General features: G+C 65.8%; 17 protein-coding genes. 13 read left to right on the forward strand and 4 right to left on the reverse strand.

Annotated elements, in window-relative coordinates:
• The first annotated feature begins 3 nt into the window (after window positions 1-3).
• The 5 genes from leuS to OOT33_RS15155 all read left to right on the forward strand — a co-directional run bounded on the left by leuS (window position 4) and on the right by OOT33_RS15155 (window position 6,732).
• Complete coding sequence (gene leuS / locus OOT33_RS15135) at window positions 4-2,520, forward strand: leucine--tRNA ligase (protein WP_307750865.1); 2,517 nt, start codon at window positions 4-6, stop codon at window positions 2,518-2,520.
• Window positions 2,517-3,059, forward strand: a complete 543-nt coding sequence (lptE, locus tag OOT33_RS15140) for an LPS assembly lipoprotein LptE (RefSeq protein WP_307750866.1) — start codon at window positions 2,517-2,519, stop codon at window positions 3,057-3,059. Before leuS ends, lptE begins: the two co-directional genes overlap by 4 nt.
• Entirely contained in the window at window positions 3,056-4,081 is a 1,026-nt protein-coding gene (holA, locus tag OOT33_RS15145; protein ID WP_307750867.1) for a DNA polymerase III subunit delta, read from the forward strand. The genes lptE and holA overlap by 4 nt, the downstream gene beginning before the upstream one ends.
• 156 nt (window positions 4,082-4,237) lie before the next feature.
• A complete protein-coding gene (gene msrB, locus OOT33_RS15150; protein WP_307750868.1) occupies window positions 4,238-4,633 on the forward strand; it encodes a peptide-methionine (R)-S-oxide reductase MsrB in 396 nt (131 codons plus the stop codon).
• A 77-nt stretch (window positions 4,634-4,710) separates the two neighbouring features.
• Entirely contained in the window at window positions 4,711-6,732 is a 2,022-nt protein-coding gene (locus OOT33_RS15155) for a PBP1A family penicillin-binding protein (RefSeq protein WP_307750869.1), read from the forward strand.
• A gap of 5 nt (window positions 6,733-6,737) precedes the next feature.
• Here the strand turns inward: OOT33_RS15155 and OOT33_RS15160 are convergent, their stop codons facing one another.
• Genes OOT33_RS15160 through OOT33_RS15170 form a run of 3 tightly spaced genes read right to left on the reverse strand, consistent with a single transcriptional unit; the run spans window position 6,738 to window position 8,527 of the window.
• Window positions 6,738-7,475, reverse strand: coding sequence for a M48 family metallopeptidase (locus OOT33_RS15160; RefSeq protein WP_373690587.1), 738 nt, complete (start codon window positions 7,473-7,475; stop codon window positions 6,738-6,740).
• A complete protein-coding gene (locus OOT33_RS15165; protein ID WP_307750870.1) occupies window positions 7,444-7,887 on the reverse strand; it encodes a YcgN family cysteine cluster protein in 444 nt (147 codons plus the stop codon). The genes OOT33_RS15160 and OOT33_RS15165 overlap by 32 nt, the downstream gene beginning before the upstream one ends.
• 1 nt (window position 7,888) lies before the next feature.
• The gene (locus tag OOT33_RS15170) at window positions 7,889-8,527 is read right to left on the reverse strand and encodes an SCO family protein (protein ID WP_373690588.1); all 639 of its coding nucleotides are present in this window, start codon (window positions 8,525-8,527) and stop codon (window positions 7,889-7,891) included.
• A 75-nt stretch (window positions 8,528-8,602) separates the two neighbouring features.
• Here OOT33_RS15170 and OOT33_RS15175 point away from each other — a divergent pair, with 75 nt between their 5' ends.
• Entirely contained in the window at window positions 8,603-9,229 is a 627-nt protein-coding gene (locus OOT33_RS15175) for an ankyrin repeat domain-containing protein (protein WP_307750872.1), read from the forward strand.
• Window positions 9,230-9,236: 7 nt separating this feature from the next.
• On the opposite strand, the gene OOT33_RS15180 is transcribed toward OOT33_RS15175, so the two are convergent.
• Window positions 9,237-9,782, reverse strand: coding sequence for a redoxin domain-containing protein (locus OOT33_RS15180; protein WP_307750873.1), 546 nt, complete (start codon window positions 9,780-9,782; stop codon window positions 9,237-9,239).
• 107 nt (window positions 9,783-9,889) lie between these two features.
• Between OOT33_RS15180 and hisG the strand changes: the two genes are divergently transcribed.
• The 7 genes from hisG to OOT33_RS15215 all read left to right on the forward strand — a co-directional run bounded on the left by hisG (window position 9,890) and on the right by OOT33_RS15215 (window position 14,449).
• Complete coding sequence (hisG, locus tag OOT33_RS15185) at window positions 9,890-10,555, forward strand: ATP phosphoribosyltransferase (RefSeq protein WP_307750875.1); 666 nt, start codon at window positions 9,890-9,892, stop codon at window positions 10,553-10,555.
• Window positions 10,542-11,852: a histidinol dehydrogenase gene (gene hisD / locus OOT33_RS15190; RefSeq protein ID WP_307750876.1), complete on the forward strand. Its 1,311-nt coding sequence runs from the start codon at window positions 10,542-10,544 to the stop codon at window positions 11,850-11,852. The genes hisG and hisD overlap by 14 nt, the downstream gene beginning before the upstream one ends.
• Window positions 11,853-11,854: 2 nt before the next feature.
• Window positions 11,855-12,388: a DUF1993 family protein gene (locus OOT33_RS15195; protein WP_307750878.1), complete on the forward strand. Its 534-nt coding sequence runs from the start codon at window positions 11,855-11,857 to the stop codon at window positions 12,386-12,388.
• Window positions 12,385-12,843 (forward strand): transcription antitermination factor NusB, encoded by a 459-nt coding sequence (gene nusB, locus OOT33_RS15200; RefSeq protein ID WP_307750879.1) that lies wholly within the window; start codon window positions 12,385-12,387, stop codon window positions 12,841-12,843. Before OOT33_RS15195 ends, nusB begins: the two co-directional genes overlap by 4 nt.
• Window position 12,844: 1 nt before the next feature.
• Entirely contained in the window at window positions 12,845-13,021 is a 177-nt protein-coding gene (locus OOT33_RS15205) for a DUF4169 family protein (RefSeq protein WP_307751015.1), read from the forward strand.
• 262 nt (window positions 13,022-13,283) lie between these two features.
• Window positions 13,284-14,231, forward strand: coding sequence for a thiamine-phosphate kinase (thiL, locus tag OOT33_RS15210; protein WP_307750880.1), 948 nt, complete (start codon window positions 13,284-13,286; stop codon window positions 14,229-14,231).
• 86 nt (window positions 14,232-14,317) lie between these two features.
• Window positions 14,318-14,449, forward strand: a complete 132-nt coding sequence (locus tag OOT33_RS15215; protein ID WP_307750881.1) for a hypothetical protein — start codon at window positions 14,318-14,320, stop codon at window positions 14,447-14,449.
• Window positions 14,450-14,451: the final 2 nt, after the last annotated feature.

Raw genomic sequence — 14,451 nt, forward strand, 5'->3', positions numbered from 1 at the left:
ACAATGCAAAGGCGCTTCAACCCGCTGGACGCGGACGCCAAATGGCAGCGCATATGGGACGAGAAACAGAGCTTTCGCGCTGACGACGCTTCGCCCAAGCCGCGTTCCTACGTGCTGGAGATGTTCCCCTACCCCTCCGGCCGCATCCACATCGGCCATGTCCGCAACTACACGATGGGCGACGTGCTGGCGCGCTTTCGCCGCATGCGCGGCTACGAAGTGCTGCACCCGATGGGGTGGGACGCGTTCGGCATGCCGGCCGAAAATGCCGCGATGGAGAAAAAGGTCCATCCCGGCGACTGGACCCGATCCAACATCGCCAACATGAAGGCGCAGCTGAAGCGCCTCGGCTTCGCGCTGGACTGGAGCCGCGAGCTGGCGACCTGCGAGCCGGACTATTACGGGCAGGAGCAGGCGCTGTTCCTCGATCTCTATGAGGCGGGCCTCGTCTATCGCAAGGAGAGCGCGGTCAACTGGGACCCGGTCGATATGACCGTGCTGGCGAACGAGCAGGTGATCGACGGCAAGGGCTGGCGCTCCGGCGCGCCGGTGGAGAAGCGCAAGCTCAGCCAGTGGTTCCTCAAGATCACCCAGTTCGCAGACGATCTGCTCGATGGGCTGGGTAGCCTCGATCAGTGGCCGGACAAGGTCAAGCTGATGCAGGAGAACTGGATCGGCAAGTCGGTCGGCCTGCAGTTCTCGTTCAAGCTGGACCGCGCGGTTGGCGATGCAAACAGCCTTGAGGTCTTCTCCACCCGGCCCGACACCATCTTCGGGGCGAGCTTTGCCGCCATCGCCGCCGATCATCCGATCGCGCTCGAACTCGCCAAGACCGACGCCAACCTCGCCGCCTTTGCCGACGAATGCCGCAAGACCGGCACCGCCGCCGCCGAGATCGAGACGCAGGAAAAGCTGGGATACGACACCGGCGTTTCGGTGATCCACCCTTTCACGGGAGCCACGCTGCCGCTGTTCGTCGCCAATTTCGTGCTGATGGAATATGGCACCGGCGCGGTGATGGCGGTGCCCGCGCATGACCAGCGCGACCTCGATTTCGCGCGCAAATATATGCTCGCCACGCCGCGCGTCGTCTCGGCCGATGGCGAGGATGCGCCGGTCAGTGACGAAGCCTATACCGGGCCGGGCACGCTCATCAATTCGGATTTCCTCAACGGCATGGATGTCGAAGTCGCCAAGGCCGCCGTCATCGCGCGCGCCGAGAGCGAGGGCTGGGGCAAGGGCACGACCGTGTGGCGCCTGCGCGACTGGGGCGTTTCGCGCCAGCGCTATTGGGGCACGCCGATCCCGTTCATCCATTGCGACGAGTGCGGCGTGGTGCCGGTGCCGAAGGACCAGTTGCCCGTGGTGCTGCCCGAAGATGTGAGCTTCGACATTCCCGGCAACCCGCTGGAGCGGCACCCGACATGGAAGCACGCCCCCTGTCCGAAGTGCGACAAACCCGCCCGGCGCGAGACGGACACGCTCGACACCTTCGTCGACTCAAGCTGGTATTTCATCCGCTTCGCCAGCCAGCCCGATGACAAGCCGTTCGACAAGGCGGTGGCCGAGCAGTGGTTGCCCGTCGGCCAGTATATCGGCGGTATCGAACATGCGATCCTCCACCTGCTCTACGCGCGCTTTTGGACCCGCGCGCTGAACCACTGCGGCAAGATAGATGTGAAGGAGCCGTTCGCCGGCTTGTTCACCCAGGGCATGGTGACGCATGAGACGTATAAGTCTCCGGACGGCAAATGGCTCGCGCCCGAAGAGGTCGAGAAGCGCGGCGAAGGCTATGTGATGGTCAATGGTGGCGCGTCGGTCACGCTGGGGCGTGTCGAGAAGATGTCGAAGTCGAAGAAGAATGTCGTCGATCCAGATGACATCATCGACCAATATGGCGCGGACGCGGTGCGCTGGTTTATGCTGTCCGACTCTCCGCCCGAGCGCGATCTGCCGTGGACGGCGAGCGGCATCGAGGGCAGCTGGCGCTTCGTCAACCGGCTGTGGAGACTGTTCGGCGCTGCGGATGAGACGGGCGACGGCGCAGAAGACAAGGCGCTCGACCGCAAGCTGCACCAGACCATCGACGGCGTGGCGAAGGACATAGAGGCGCTGTCGTTCAACAAGGCGGTGGCGAAGATTTACGAGCTGGCGAACGCGATCGAGAAAGCCGCGCCTTCCGCCAGCCGCGCCGCCGCGATCCGCGCGCTCGCGCTGCTCGTCGCGCCGATGGTGCCGCATCTGGCCGAGGAAGCTTGGGCGGACATGGGGCAGACAGGCCTCATCGCCGACGCCATCTGGCCCGAGGTCGACCCCGCGCTGCTCGTTGAGGATGAAGTGACCATCGCCTGCCAGGTGATGGGCAAGCTGCGCGACACGATCACGGTGGCGAAGGGGCTGCCCAAGGATCAGCTGGAAGCCCTCGCGCTTGCCGCGCCCAATGTCGCGCGCATCATGGATGGCGCGGCCCCAAAGAAAATCATTGTGGTGCCGGACCGGCTGGTCAACATAGTGATATGAAACGCCTCGCCGCCCTCGCCTTGGCTCTCGCCGCCCTGCCCGCGCTTGCCTCCTGCGGCCTGCGCCCGCTCTATGGCAGCGGCACGCAGGGCACGGTCGCCCGCGCCATCGGCTCGGTGCAGGTCGATGCGATCGAGGGCAAGGCGGGCTGGCTTGTCACTAACGCCCTCAATGAACGCCTCGCCGCCATCTCGGGCGGAGAGGGGCCGAGCTATCGCCTGCATGTGGAGCTGGACGACCAGATCACCGGCTTTGGTGTGCGCGCAGGCGACACCGTCTCGCGCGAGCGCCGCACGCTGCGCGCACGCTATCAGCTGTTCGACGGCGCGACCGGCGCGCTGGTGATGGACGCAACCGCAGGGTCTGACGCCGGTCTCGATGTCGCCAGCAGCGAATTTGCGACGATCGCGGCGGAAGACACCGCGCTCGAACGCCTGTCCGAGATTGTCGCGGACCAGATCGTCATGCGCATGGCGCAGAAGCTGGCAAATGAGCAGGCGGCTTCCTCCGCCCCGGCCCCCCAAGCCACTACGCCATGAAGGCCAACCGGGCGCAGATCGAAAAGGCGCTCGACGCTCCCTCCCCCGAAACGCGCATCGTCCTGCTCTACGGACCTGACGAGGCAGGCAGCCTCGCGCTGCTCAAGCGGCTGGAGCGCGCAATGGGCGAGGGCGCGGAGCGCATAGACCTGGACGGCGCGACGCTCAAATCAGACCCCGCTCGGCTGGCGGACGAGGCCGCGTCCTTCTCGATGTTCGGTGACAAGCGCTGGGTGCGCGTAATGGGCGCGGGCGAGGAAAGCGTGTCCGCCATCGCCGCGCTGCTGGAGGCTCCTCAGGCGGGTAACCCGGTCGTGGCGGTCGCGGGCGCGATCAAGGGCACGTCGAAGCTCGCCAAGCTGTGCCTCGATTCTCCCCATGCTCTCGCCTTCGCCAGCTACGCGCCGGACGAGCGGGAGGCGGCGCAGATCGCGCAGGCCCAGGCGCGTGAACGCGGGCTGCGCCTCTCCACCGAACTTGCGCGGCGCATCGCCGACCTTTGCGGCAACGACCGCGCGCTGATGGCGGGCGAGGTGGAGAAGATCGCGCTCTATCTCGACGCCACGCCCGAGCACCCCGCCGAAGCCACGGCCGAGGCGCTCGACGCCCTTTCCGCCGGGGCGAGCGAGAGCGATGTCGGCCCGCTGGTCAATGCCGTGCTCGGCGGAGACGCTGCCGCCCTGCATCATGAACTGGCGCAGCTTCAGGCAAGCGCGACGCCGCTCGCCAGCGTAACCCGCCCCTTGCTCAACCGCGCGCTACTCGTCGCGCAGATCGGCGCCGCGTTCGAGCGCAGCGGCAGCATGGACAAGGCTATGGAGACAGAGGGCAAGGCGGTATTCTGGAAAGAAAAGGGCACGGTCCAGAAACAGGCGCGCATCTGGAGCGGCGACAAGGCCGGCAGGCTGATCGAACGCCTGCTGGAGGCCGAGCGTCTGACCCGCAGCTCCACCGGCCCCGGCGACGCCGCCGTGCGGCAGGAATTGCTGACGATAACACGGCAGGCCGCCCGCAGCAGATAAGTCTGATAAAACTGGGTGTCATTCCCGCGAAAGCGGGAATCCCGGGTAGCGGGCGCTATCCGTGGGAGTCTGGATCCCCGCTTTCGCGGGGATGACGGTGTTCTGGCCCTGTGCCATCCCTTGCGCTCTCTCCTATGCGCAACCATATTGTCGCGCATGGACAAGATCACCCTCACCGACGAAGAATGGCGCGAGAAGCTCAGCGCCGAGCAATATCACATCCTGCGCCAGGCAGGCACGGAGCGCGCGTTTACCGGCGAATATGACCATTTGTTCGCGGATGGCACCTACCTGTGTGCCGGTTGCGGCTCCGAATTGTTCACCAGCGGCGAGAAATACAACAGCGGCTGCGGCTGGCCCGCCTTTACCGCCCCGGTCGATGGCGAGGCGATCGATAATTACGAGGACAACAGCCACGGCATGCGCCGTGTGGAGGTGCGCTGCTCGCGCTGCGACGGGCATCTCGGCCATGTCTTCCCGGATGGGCCGGGCGAGAACGGCCTGCGCTATTGCATCAACAGCGCCGCCCTCGAATTCAAGCCGCGTTCATAGTGCCGACCATATCTGCTTGCGGCGGATTCCGCTAACGGGTAAGCCGCTGGCAGGATGAGAGTGCGAGACGGTTGGGCATGGCGAAGGCGCACACTGTGAAAATCTGGCTCGTCCGGCTGTTGAAAATCGGGGGAATTACGGCTGCGGCCGGCTTCATCGCGCTGGTCGCGGCGGTGGTTGTGGCGATGCAGTCGCTCCCCAGCTTCGAGAGCCTCAAATCCTCACCCAACGGCCAGATGATCCGCGTGCACGCGGCGGACGGCACGGTCATCGTCTCGCTCGGCCCCAGCTTCGGCCGCTGGCTCTCCGTCGATCAGATCCCGGCGGTGATGAAGGACGCGATGGTCAGCGTCGAGGACAAGCGCTTTTACTATCACCCCGGTATCGACCCGGTCGGCATGGCGCGCGCGGGCTGGTTTGCGGTCCAGCATCGCGGCACCGGGCGGCGGTTGCAGGGCGCATCCACCATCACGCAACAGCTTGCGCGCAACGTCTTCCTCAACAACAGCTATTCGTTCGGCCGCAAGGCGCGCGAGATGATCCTCGCGCTGGCGATGGAGCGCAAATTCTCCAAGCGCCAGATCCTGGAGCTATACCTCAACAAGGTCTATTTCGGCGGCGGCGCCTACGGCGTGGATGCGGCGAGCCGCAAGTTCTTCGGCCACCCCGGAACGACCCTGAGCCTGCCCGAGGCGGCGATCATCGCCGGGCTGGTCAAGGCACCGTCCAACTATAGCCCGACGGCGGATGCCAAGGCGGCGGTGGACCGCGCCTCTGTCGTGCTCGATGTCATGCGCAGGAACGGCGTCATCTCCCAGCGCGAGCTGGAAGCCGCCAAGCTCGATCATGTCTCGCTCGCGCCCGAAGCGCCGCAGAACAGCGTGCGCTATTTCACCGACTGGGCGCTGCCGCAGCTTGATATGCTGATTGACGAGCCGGTTGAGCCGCTGGAGGTTTACACGACGATAGACCTCACTATGCAGCGCGCGGCGACCCAGTCCCTCACCCGCAACGCGCCGAAGAACGCTCAGGCAGCGCTGGTGGCGCTTGACCGGGATGGCGCGGTGCGCGCTATGGTCGGCGGGCTGGATTATGTCAGCTCCAACTATAACCGCGCGACCACCGCCGTGCGCCAGCCCGGCTCCGCCTTCAAGCTGTTCGTCTATCTTGCTGCGCTCGAAGGCGGATACAGCCCGGATACGCATGTTGTGGACGAGCCGGTCGAGATTGACGGCTGGTCCCCGCGCAACAGCAACGGCAAGAACGCGGGCGAGATCGACGTACGCACCGCCTTTGCCTATTCGATCAACACCGTGGCGGCCAAGCTCGGGCAGGAGGTCGGCTTCGGCACCATCGCGGACATGGCGCGCCGCTTCGGCATCAGCACAGAGGTCAACACCCACCCCTCGATGGTGCTCGGCTCCTCAGACGCGCGGCTTATCGACATGACCCGCGCCTTCGCGTCCGTCGCGCGCAAGGGCATTGCGGTGGCGCCCTATGGCATCACCAAGGTAACGACGGCGGACGGGCGGCTGCTCTACACCCATCAGGACGACACCAGCCGCGTGCTCGTCGCGCCATGGGTGGCGGCGGGGATCACGGACCTGCTGCAAACCGCCGTCAACATCGGCACCGGCCGCGCCGCGCAGATCGGCCGCCCGGTGGCGGGCAAGACCGGCACGACGAGCAGCAACAAGGACGGCTGGTTCCTCGGCTTTTCCAGCGGCATCACCACCGGCGTCTGGATGGGCAACGACAAGGCGAAGGCGATCCCCGGCCTTCAGGGCGGCGCGGCCCCTGCCCGCGCCTTTGCGCAGTTCATGCGCACGGCAGTGGCGAAACGCCCGGTCGAGCAGTTCGAGACTGAGGTCACGCTGCCCGAATGGCAGCTGGAGCCGGACAACGAAGCCTATTATGGCAATGCCGACGATGTGCAATATGTGGACGAGGACGGCAACCCGCTGCCCAACGGCCCGCAAGACCGCTATCCGCGCGATCCTGACAGTATCGACCCATCAGGGGACGAACCGCCGCCGGGCCGCCTCGATCAGCGCTGGATCGACGATGTGCTGGGTCGGCCCCGCCAGCCCAAGCCGTAAACAGGCTATCCCGTAAACCGGTGCAGCGCGCCGCCGTGCTTGCGCAGCCATTGGCGCGCGGGTGCCGGGTCTTCGCCCAGAATATCTTTGTGCGCGGCGTGGAAGGCGGGGCTGTGGTCCATATGCAGCCGGTGCGCCACCTCGTGCGCGACGATGGCGCGGCGTACCTCGGCAGGGGCGAGGATCAGCCGCCAGCTATAGCGGATCGCGCCCGACGATGCGCAGCTGCCCCAGCGCCCGCGTGGATCGCCGATCGAGACGGACGCCACCGTCAACCCCGCCCCGTCGGCCATATCATAGGTTTCGGCGCGCAGCCGCTCCAGCGCAAGGGCTTTGAGCCATCGGATCAGGCGAGGAGCCACCGTCTCCTCCGGCCCGCCCAACACGATGCGCGCATCCTCAAGATGGGGTTTGCGCGGGGCCGCTCGGTCCCAGACGATAACGCGCTCCAGCCCCTCCACCGGCACAACCGCGCCTGGCACCAGCCGCACGAGTGCTGGCGCCTTCTCCAGCTGCGCCCCTATCCACTCTTCCTGCGTCGCTGCCCAGTCGAGTGCGTTGCGCAGCCGCCCGCGCGCGGGGATGGAAAGGCGCAGCTCAGATCGCGCGGTATCGTAGCGGAGCCGGTATCCCTTCGCCCGCGCATTGCGAAGCACGATGACGGGCAGCTCCCGCCCCGCCACGCGCAGCACCGGCGGCGGCGATGCCTCCTCAGATTTCGCGCGAAACGAGATGATCCTCAATGTCCTGCCCTTCCGCCTCAGGCACGGTCCAGCCGCGCACCGACTCCCCCGCCGCGTGCACCGCCTCGCGGTCTCCGCACACAAGATAATGCCACGCGGGCAGAGCCTCGCCCTCATCGCGCAGCCGATAGGCGCAGGTGCGCGGCAGCCAGGCGAGACTGCCCACGGTTTCGGGGGTCAGTGTCACGCAGTCGGGCACATGGACGCGCCTGTTTTTATAGTCCGTGCAGCCGCCGCAGTCGCCATCCAGCATCTTGCAGCGGATATTGCTGAAATAGACCCGGCCGGTCTCTTCGTCCTCCGCCTTGTGGAGACAGCATTTGCCGCAGCCGTCGCACAACGCCTCCCACTCCGCCTTGGTGAGCGCGCTGAGCGGCAGCTCCCAGAAACGCGCGCGCAGGACGTCGGCCACTTTATTTTACCCAGCGATCGAGCGCGTCGGCGATCTGCTGCGGCGTGCCTTCCGCCTGCGGTGTGGTGTTGTCGTCTATCGGCAGCATGATCAGCGGCGCGCCATTGGGATCGAACAGCGCGGGCGTGCGCGTGTGGCTCACCAGATAGTCGGTCGCGCTCTTCTGCTGCTCCTTGGAATAGACGGTGACGAACTGCTTGGCGACGGCGGCGATCTGGTCCGGCGTGCCGGTGAGGCCGACAAGGCGCGGGTGGAAGGCCGCGACATAGGTCTTGAGCGTTGCCGGCGTGTCCCGCTCAGGATCGACCGAAATGAAGATCGGCTGCACCCTGGCTGCGCGCTTCACGTCCTTTTTCTCGAACAGCTTCAGCCCCTGCGCCACCCGTTGCAGATCGAGCGGGCAGACATCGGGGCAATAGGTATAGCCGAAATAGACGATGCGATACTGACCCTTGAAGTCCGCCCAGCTGCGCGGCTTGCCATCCTGATCGGTGAGCGTGAACGGCCCGCCGATGCTTGCCCCGCGCAGGTCTGTCTCGGCGGCAGCGGGCACCGTCTGGTTCGCGCCGGTATCCGGCTTATCGCACCCGGCCAGAGCCAGGGCACTTGCAACTACGGCGGAAAAAATCACTCTGTTCATCATCGGGCCAGCCTTGCAATGGCAGGGAGCGATTGGCAATTGCCAATCGTGCATCAAAAGCGGCATAACAGACCCATGACCATCCGGCTTTCCCTTTCCGCATCGCGCCGCGCGCTATTTGCCGCACTGGCGCCACTGCTGCTGTGGCCCACGCTGGCGCAGGCGCAATTTTCGGACAGCTATAATTTCCTCAAGGCCATACGGGATCAGGATGGCGCCAAGGTGATGGAGTTTCTGGGCAAGCCCGGTTCCACCATCGTCAACACCCGCGACGTGAGCACCAGCCAGACGGCGCTGCACATCGTCACCGCCCGGCGTGACGCGAGCTGGATCCAGTTCCTGCTGGCCAAGGGCGCAAACCCCAATCTGACCGACGGAACCGGCTCCACCCCGCTGATGCTGGCGGCACAGCTGCGGTTCGTCGAGGGCGCTCAGGCACTGCTCGAAAACGGCGCGCAGGTCGACAAGGCGAACAGCAGCGGCGAGACCCCGCTGATCCGCGCGGTGCACCTCAATGACGTGGCGATGGTCCGCCTGCTTGTCTCCAAAGGCGCGAGCCCGGACAAGAAGGATCTGATGGCAGGCCTTTCGGCAAGGGAATATGCCGTGCGCGATGGCCGCAGCCCGGCTATCCTCGATATCTTCAAGAGCGCGCAGCCCAAGAAGCCAGCGTCCGGCCCGGTGCAGGGGCCAAGCTTTTAACGACCCCTCACTTCATCTCGCGCACCGCGGCGAGCGTGTTTTTCACATGCTCCTTATAGCTCATCGCGCTGTGGACATAGACGATCCGCCCGGTCTTCGAGATGACATAGGAGGTGCGGTTGGTCATCCCGCCCGGCACAGGCAGCGCAACGTCATAACCCTTGACGACGGCAGGGCCAGCCGAGGCGACGGCAAACTTGTCGCGGCATTCCTCTCTTGAGAAGCGGGCAAGCTTGTCGACCGGATCCGCCGACATGCCGATCACGGTCGCTCCCGCCGCCTTGAACTCGTCCGTAGCCTCGGCAAATTCATGCGCTTCCGCCGTGCAGCCGGGCGTAAACGCCGCCGGAAAAAAATAGAGCACCACTGGGCCTTTCTTCAGGTAGTCCGAGAGCTTGAGCGTGAACACCTTGCCCGCGATTGCGCCGCGCGTGGTAAAGTCGGGCGCCTTCGCACCTACGGGCAGGGCGCTGGTGGCGGCCCTTGGGATGATCAGCGCGGCAGTGGCGGCGATTACGCCCAGTGCGGCGATCCATTTGGTGCGGCGTTTCATCGTCTCATGCTCCTTCTCGGCCCCGGCGCCCGCACGATAAACGACCGGCAATGCAAAAGCGACTCTCCTTGCCCTTTGAAGCGCCCCAAGCTAAGCGCTGGGCCGTCATGACAGCGCCGCTCATCATCGCCGTGCCCAAGGGGCGCATACTGGACGAAGCCCTGCCGCTGCTCGCGCGCGCAGGGATTGAGCCGGACGCGGAATTTCACGACAAGAGCAGCCGCGCGCTCCGCTTTGCCACGAACCGGGCGGGCACCAGCATCATCCGCGTGCGCGCGTTCGATGTCGCGACCTTCGTGGCGCATGGCGCGGCGCAGATCGGCATCGTCGGTTCGGACGTGATCGAGGAATTCGACTATTCGCAGATCTACGCCCCGGTCGATCTCAATATCGGCCATTGCCGCCTGTCGGTGGCGGAGCCGGTCGAGGCCGCGAGCGAAGACGAGGCGGCGATGAGCCATGTGCGCGTCGCCACCAAATATCCGCACCTCACGCGCCGCCACTATGAGCGTCAGGGCATACAGGCAGAGTGCGTGAAGCTGAACGGCGCGATGGAGCTGGCCCCTTCGCTCGGCCTCTCGCGCCGGATCGTCGATCTTGTCTCGTCGGGCGCGACATTGAAAGCCAACGGCCTCGTCGAAACCAGCGTGATCATGCAGATTTCGGCCCGCCTCATTGTCAACCGCGCCGCGTTCAAAATGCGGGCGGGCGAGATTGTGCCGCTGGTCGAAGCCTTCCGCCGGGCGGTGGAGGCGGACGATGCAGCTGCTTGACATGGCTGCGGCGGATTTCGCCGCACGGTTCGATGCGCTGGTGAACGCGCGGCGCGAGGCGGATGCCGACGTGGCGGATGCCGTGCGCGCCATCATCGCACGCGTGCGGGATGAGGGCGATGCGGCCCTCAAGGATCTGACCGCGCGGTTCGACAAGCATGACCTCGATGCCACCGGCTGGCGCGTGGAGGCGGCGGAGATGGACGCGGCGCTTGCCGGCCTCGCGCCTGACCTGCGCGCCGCGCTTGAGCTCGCGGCAGAGCGCATCGCCGCCTATCACGCCTCGCAGCGCCCGCAGGACCGCGACGAGACTGACGCCGCAGGCGTTCGGCTGGGCGCGCGGTGGAACGCGGTCGATGCGGCGGGCCTTTATGTGCCCGGCGGGCGCGCGGCCTATCCCTCCTCCGTGCTGATGAACGCGATCCCCGCCAAGGTCGCAGGCGTGGAGCGCATTGTCATCGTCACGCCCACGCCCGGCGGCGAGATCAACCCGCTGGTGCTGGCAGCCGCCAAGATCGCCGGGGTGAGCGAGGTATGGCGCATCGGCGGGGCGCAGGCCATCGCGGCTTTAGCTTATGGCACGGAGCGGATTGCGCCGGTCGATGTCATCGTGGGGCCGGGCAATGCCTGGGTGGCCGAGGCCAAGCGCCAGCTTTACGGCGTCGTCGGCATAGACATGGTGGCGGGTCCGTCAGAGATCGTCGTGGTCGCGGATGGCAAGAACGATCCGGAATGGATCGCGGCGGATTTGCTCAGCCAGGCGGAGCACGATCCCACCAGCCAGTCGATCCTGTTTACAGATGACGATTGCTTTTCCGGCCAGGTCGCCTCCGCGATCGAGCGGCAGATCCCGCTGCTCGCCACGTCGGCGGTGGCGCGCGAAAGCTGGGAAGAGAACGGCGCGATCATCACCGTGCCGAACCTTGCGGCGGCGATGCCCCTCATCAACCGCCTAGCGCCCGAGCATCTGGAACTCGCGGTCGATGATCCGGACGCGCTTTTCGCACACGTGCGGCACGCCGGGTCCGTTTTCATGGGGCGGATGACGCCCGAAGCCGTGGGCGATTATGTGGCCGGCCCAAACCACGTACTCCCCACCGGGCGGCGCGCACGCTTCTCCTCTGGCCTTTCGGTGCTGGATTTCATGAAACGGACGAGCTTCCTCGCGCTTGACCGTGCATCGCTCAACGCTATCGGCCCGGCGGCGGTGGCGCTGGCCAATGCGGAAGGGCTGCCCGCCCATGCCAATAGTGTAGCGAACCGCCTGAGCCATCAGGCTGCACACAAGGAAGACTGACGATGCCCATATTCCTCTATGACGCCACTATCCCTTGCTATCTTCAGATTCTTGAGGCCGGACTGGGCCTGATCGACAAGGCACAGGCCTTTTGCGCCGATAATGATGTGGCGGAGGAGGCATTGCTCGCTGAGCATTTCGGGGCCGACATGCTCCCGCTCGCGATGCAGCTCAAGTGGATGACAACCCACTCGCTCGGCGCAATCGAAGGCGTGCGCGCGGGCAAATTCTCGCCGGAGCGCTCGGCTCCTGCCGAAACATTCTCCGCTTTCCGGGAACAGATGTCCGCCACTATCGCCGCCCTCAAGGCCATCGCGCCTGAAGAGATCGAGAGCTTCGTCGGGCGGGATATGGTGTTCGAGGTCCCCGCGATGAACGTACGAATGGACTTCACGGCCGAGAGTTTCCTGCTGTCCTTCTCACTGCCAAACTTCTATTTCCACGCAACAACGGCATACGACATCCTGCGCCACAAAGGCGTCGACATCGGCAAACGCGATTTTCTCGGCGTGCCGCGCCTCAAAGCGCCAGCATGACCGCCAAGGCCAACGACCGCGCACTGTCTCGCTCCGCCGCGCGCCTTGCCGCGGTGCAGGCGCTCTATCAGCAGGAGATGGAGAGCACCCCGCTCGCCCAGTTGCTGCATGAATTTCACCAGCATCGCCTCGGCGCGACGATCGAGGATGTGACCTACGCCCCGGCGGAGCAGAGCTTCTTTGACGACATCGTGAGCGGGGTCGATGCGCGGCGGGACGAGATCGACGCGCTGATCGTCGCGCGCCTGTCCGAGGGCTGGTCGCTGGAGCGACTGGACAAGCCGATGCGCCAGATCCTGCGCGCGGGCACCTATGAACTGATCGCGCGGGCGGATGTGCCAACCGGCACTGTCATCAGCGAATATGTCGATGTCGCCAAGGCGTTTTACGACAAGCGCGAGAGCGGGTTTGTGAACGGCCTGCTCGATGCGGTGGCGAAAGCGGCGCGTGGCTGAGATGGCCGAAGTCGTCAACCTGCGCATGGCCCGCAAGGCGAAAAAGCGCCAGGAGGCGCAGGCGCAGGCCGCCACCAACCGCGCACTCCATGGCCGCACCAAGGCGCAGAAGCAGGCTGATGCACTGGAAAAGACCCGCGTTGCCAAGCTGCTGGATGGCGCCAAGCGCGAGAGCTAGGGCAACTGTCTCACGGACATTTCCACCTTCGTCACCCCGGGCTTGACCCGGGGTCCCGCTTTCTGGTGCTCGGGGCGATGCTAAGATGAGAAACAGGGTGGCGGGGCGGCAGGTGTCAAAAGCTGTCGGTGACTCCGGTACGATCTATTGACCCAAAAGAGCAGCGGGACCCCGGGTCAAGCCCGGGGTGACGGAGTCGGCTATAGCGTCTGCCCACACCCCATTGCCGACATTATCCCCATTTCGTGCTAGCGCTGCGCGCGTGAACGAATCTGCCTTCATCGAGCGCCTGCGCGCCCTCGCCACTCATCCCGGCGCACGCGGGCTGAATGACGACGCGGCGGTGATCGAGGTTGGCGGGCAAGGGCTCGTCCTCACGCACGACATGCTGGTGGAGGGCGTGCATTTCCTGCCCGATGATCCCCCGGAAACGGTCGCCTGGAAGCTGGTGGCGGTGAACCTCTCCGACCTTGCGGCCAAGGGTGCGCGGCCATTGGGGGCGTTGCTCGGCTTTGCGCTGGCGGGAGATGACGCGTGGGACCGCGGCTTTGCGGGCGGGCTGGGGAACGCACTGTCTCATTTTGATACAGCCCTACTGGGTGGAGACACGATCGCAATGCCGCACGGCGCGCCGCGCGCCCTCGGCCTCACCGCGTTGGGGCTGGCTCCAGAAGCGGGCGCGCCATCCCGCGCCGGCGCGAAGCCGGGTGACGCCGTCTACGTCAGCGGCACGATCGGCGATGCGGGGGCGGGACTGGCGCTGCTGCAGGCGGGGCAGGCGGAGCCCGCCGCGCTCATCGACGCCTATCGCAGGCCGATGCCCAGCCTCGCGCTGGGGCAGGCGCTCGCCCCCCTCGTCAGCGCGATGGCGGATGTGTCGGACGGACTGCTGATCGACGCGCAGCGCATCGCGCGCGCCAGCGGCTGTGGCATCGAAGTGGCTCTGGATGCCGTGCCGCTCTCCCCCGCCTTCGTCGCCGCACGCGAGGACACTCAGGAAAGCCGCCTGTTCGCGGCGACCAGCGGCGACGATTACCGCCTCCTTTTCTCGATCCATCCCGAGCGCATCGCGCAACTCCCCGACCTCGGCATTCCGCTCACCCGGATCGGAACCTGCACTGCAAACCAGGGCGTTAGCCTCAGCCACGATGGTGTGCCCCTGCCCCTTCCCCCTCGCCTGGGCTACGAGCACACCCCCTCTCCAGCCTGAACGCCCGATTAACCGGCTTGACGCGACGAAATGCGCCGATAGGTTGCTCGGCCAACGACAATCAGCCTTGGTCAGGATGGCTTTGCATGGCCAACAAGACGCTGAAGGATGGAGAGGAACGCCGTGGTGCTTTCGCGCCGGGGCGGATTCGCGCCTCCCTATGTCGTTCCAATCCAAAAATAGGCAGCGCCCGCATCACCCCGGCGGAGCGCACTTAATG

It is taken from the genome of Sphingobium sp. DEHP117, from assembly GCF_030867385.1.
Lineage (GTDB): Bacteria > Pseudomonadota > Alphaproteobacteria > Sphingomonadales > Sphingomonadaceae > Sphingobium.

What these genes read in the sequence shown, in the direction of transcription:
- OOT33_RS15175 (WP_307750872.1), top strand. Translation starts at nt 8,603, where the DNA reads ATGACCATCCGGCTTTCCCTTTCCGCATCGCGCCGCGCGCTATTTGCC.
- lptE (WP_307750866.1), top strand. Translation starts at nt 2,517, where the DNA reads ATGAAACGCCTCGCCGCCCTCGCCTTGGCTCTCGCCGCCCTGCCCGCG.
- leuS (WP_307750865.1), top strand. Translation starts at nt 4, where the DNA reads ATGCAAAGGCGCTTCAACCCGCTGGACGCGGACGCCAAATGGCAGCGC.
- msrB (WP_307750868.1), top strand. Translation starts at nt 4,238, where the DNA reads ATGGACAAGATCACCCTCACCGACGAAGAATGGCGCGAGAAGCTCAGC.
- OOT33_RS15180 (WP_307750873.1), bottom strand. Translation starts at nt 9,782, where the DNA reads ATGAAACGCCGCACCAAATGGATCGCCGCACTGGGCGTAATCGCCGCC.
- OOT33_RS15195 (WP_307750878.1), top strand. Translation starts at nt 11,855, where the DNA reads ATGCCCATATTCCTCTATGACGCCACTATCCCTTGCTATCTTCAGATT.
- holA (WP_307750867.1), top strand. Translation starts at nt 3,056, where the DNA reads ATGAAGGCCAACCGGGCGCAGATCGAAAAGGCGCTCGACGCTCCCTCC.
- hisG (WP_307750875.1), top strand. Translation starts at nt 9,890, where the DNA reads ATGACAGCGCCGCTCATCATCGCCGTGCCCAAGGGGCGCATACTGGAC.
- OOT33_RS15215 (WP_307750881.1), top strand. Translation starts at nt 14,318, where the DNA reads ATGGCCAACAAGACGCTGAAGGATGGAGAGGAACGCCGTGGTGCTTTC.
- OOT33_RS15155 (WP_307750869.1), top strand. Translation starts at nt 4,711, where the DNA reads ATGGCGAAGGCGCACACTGTGAAAATCTGGCTCGTCCGGCTGTTGAAA.
- nusB (WP_307750879.1), top strand. Translation starts at nt 12,385, where the DNA reads ATGACCGCCAAGGCCAACGACCGCGCACTGTCTCGCTCCGCCGCGCGC.
- OOT33_RS15205 (WP_307751015.1), top strand. Translation starts at nt 12,845, where the DNA reads ATGGCCGAAGTCGTCAACCTGCGCATGGCCCGCAAGGCGAAAAAGCGC.
- hisD (WP_307750876.1), top strand. Translation starts at nt 10,542, where the DNA reads ATGCAGCTGCTTGACATGGCTGCGGCGGATTTCGCCGCACGGTTCGAT.
- OOT33_RS15170 (WP_373690588.1), bottom strand. Translation starts at nt 8,527, where the DNA reads ATGAACAGAGTGATTTTTTCCGCCGTAGTTGCAAGTGCCCTGGCTCTG.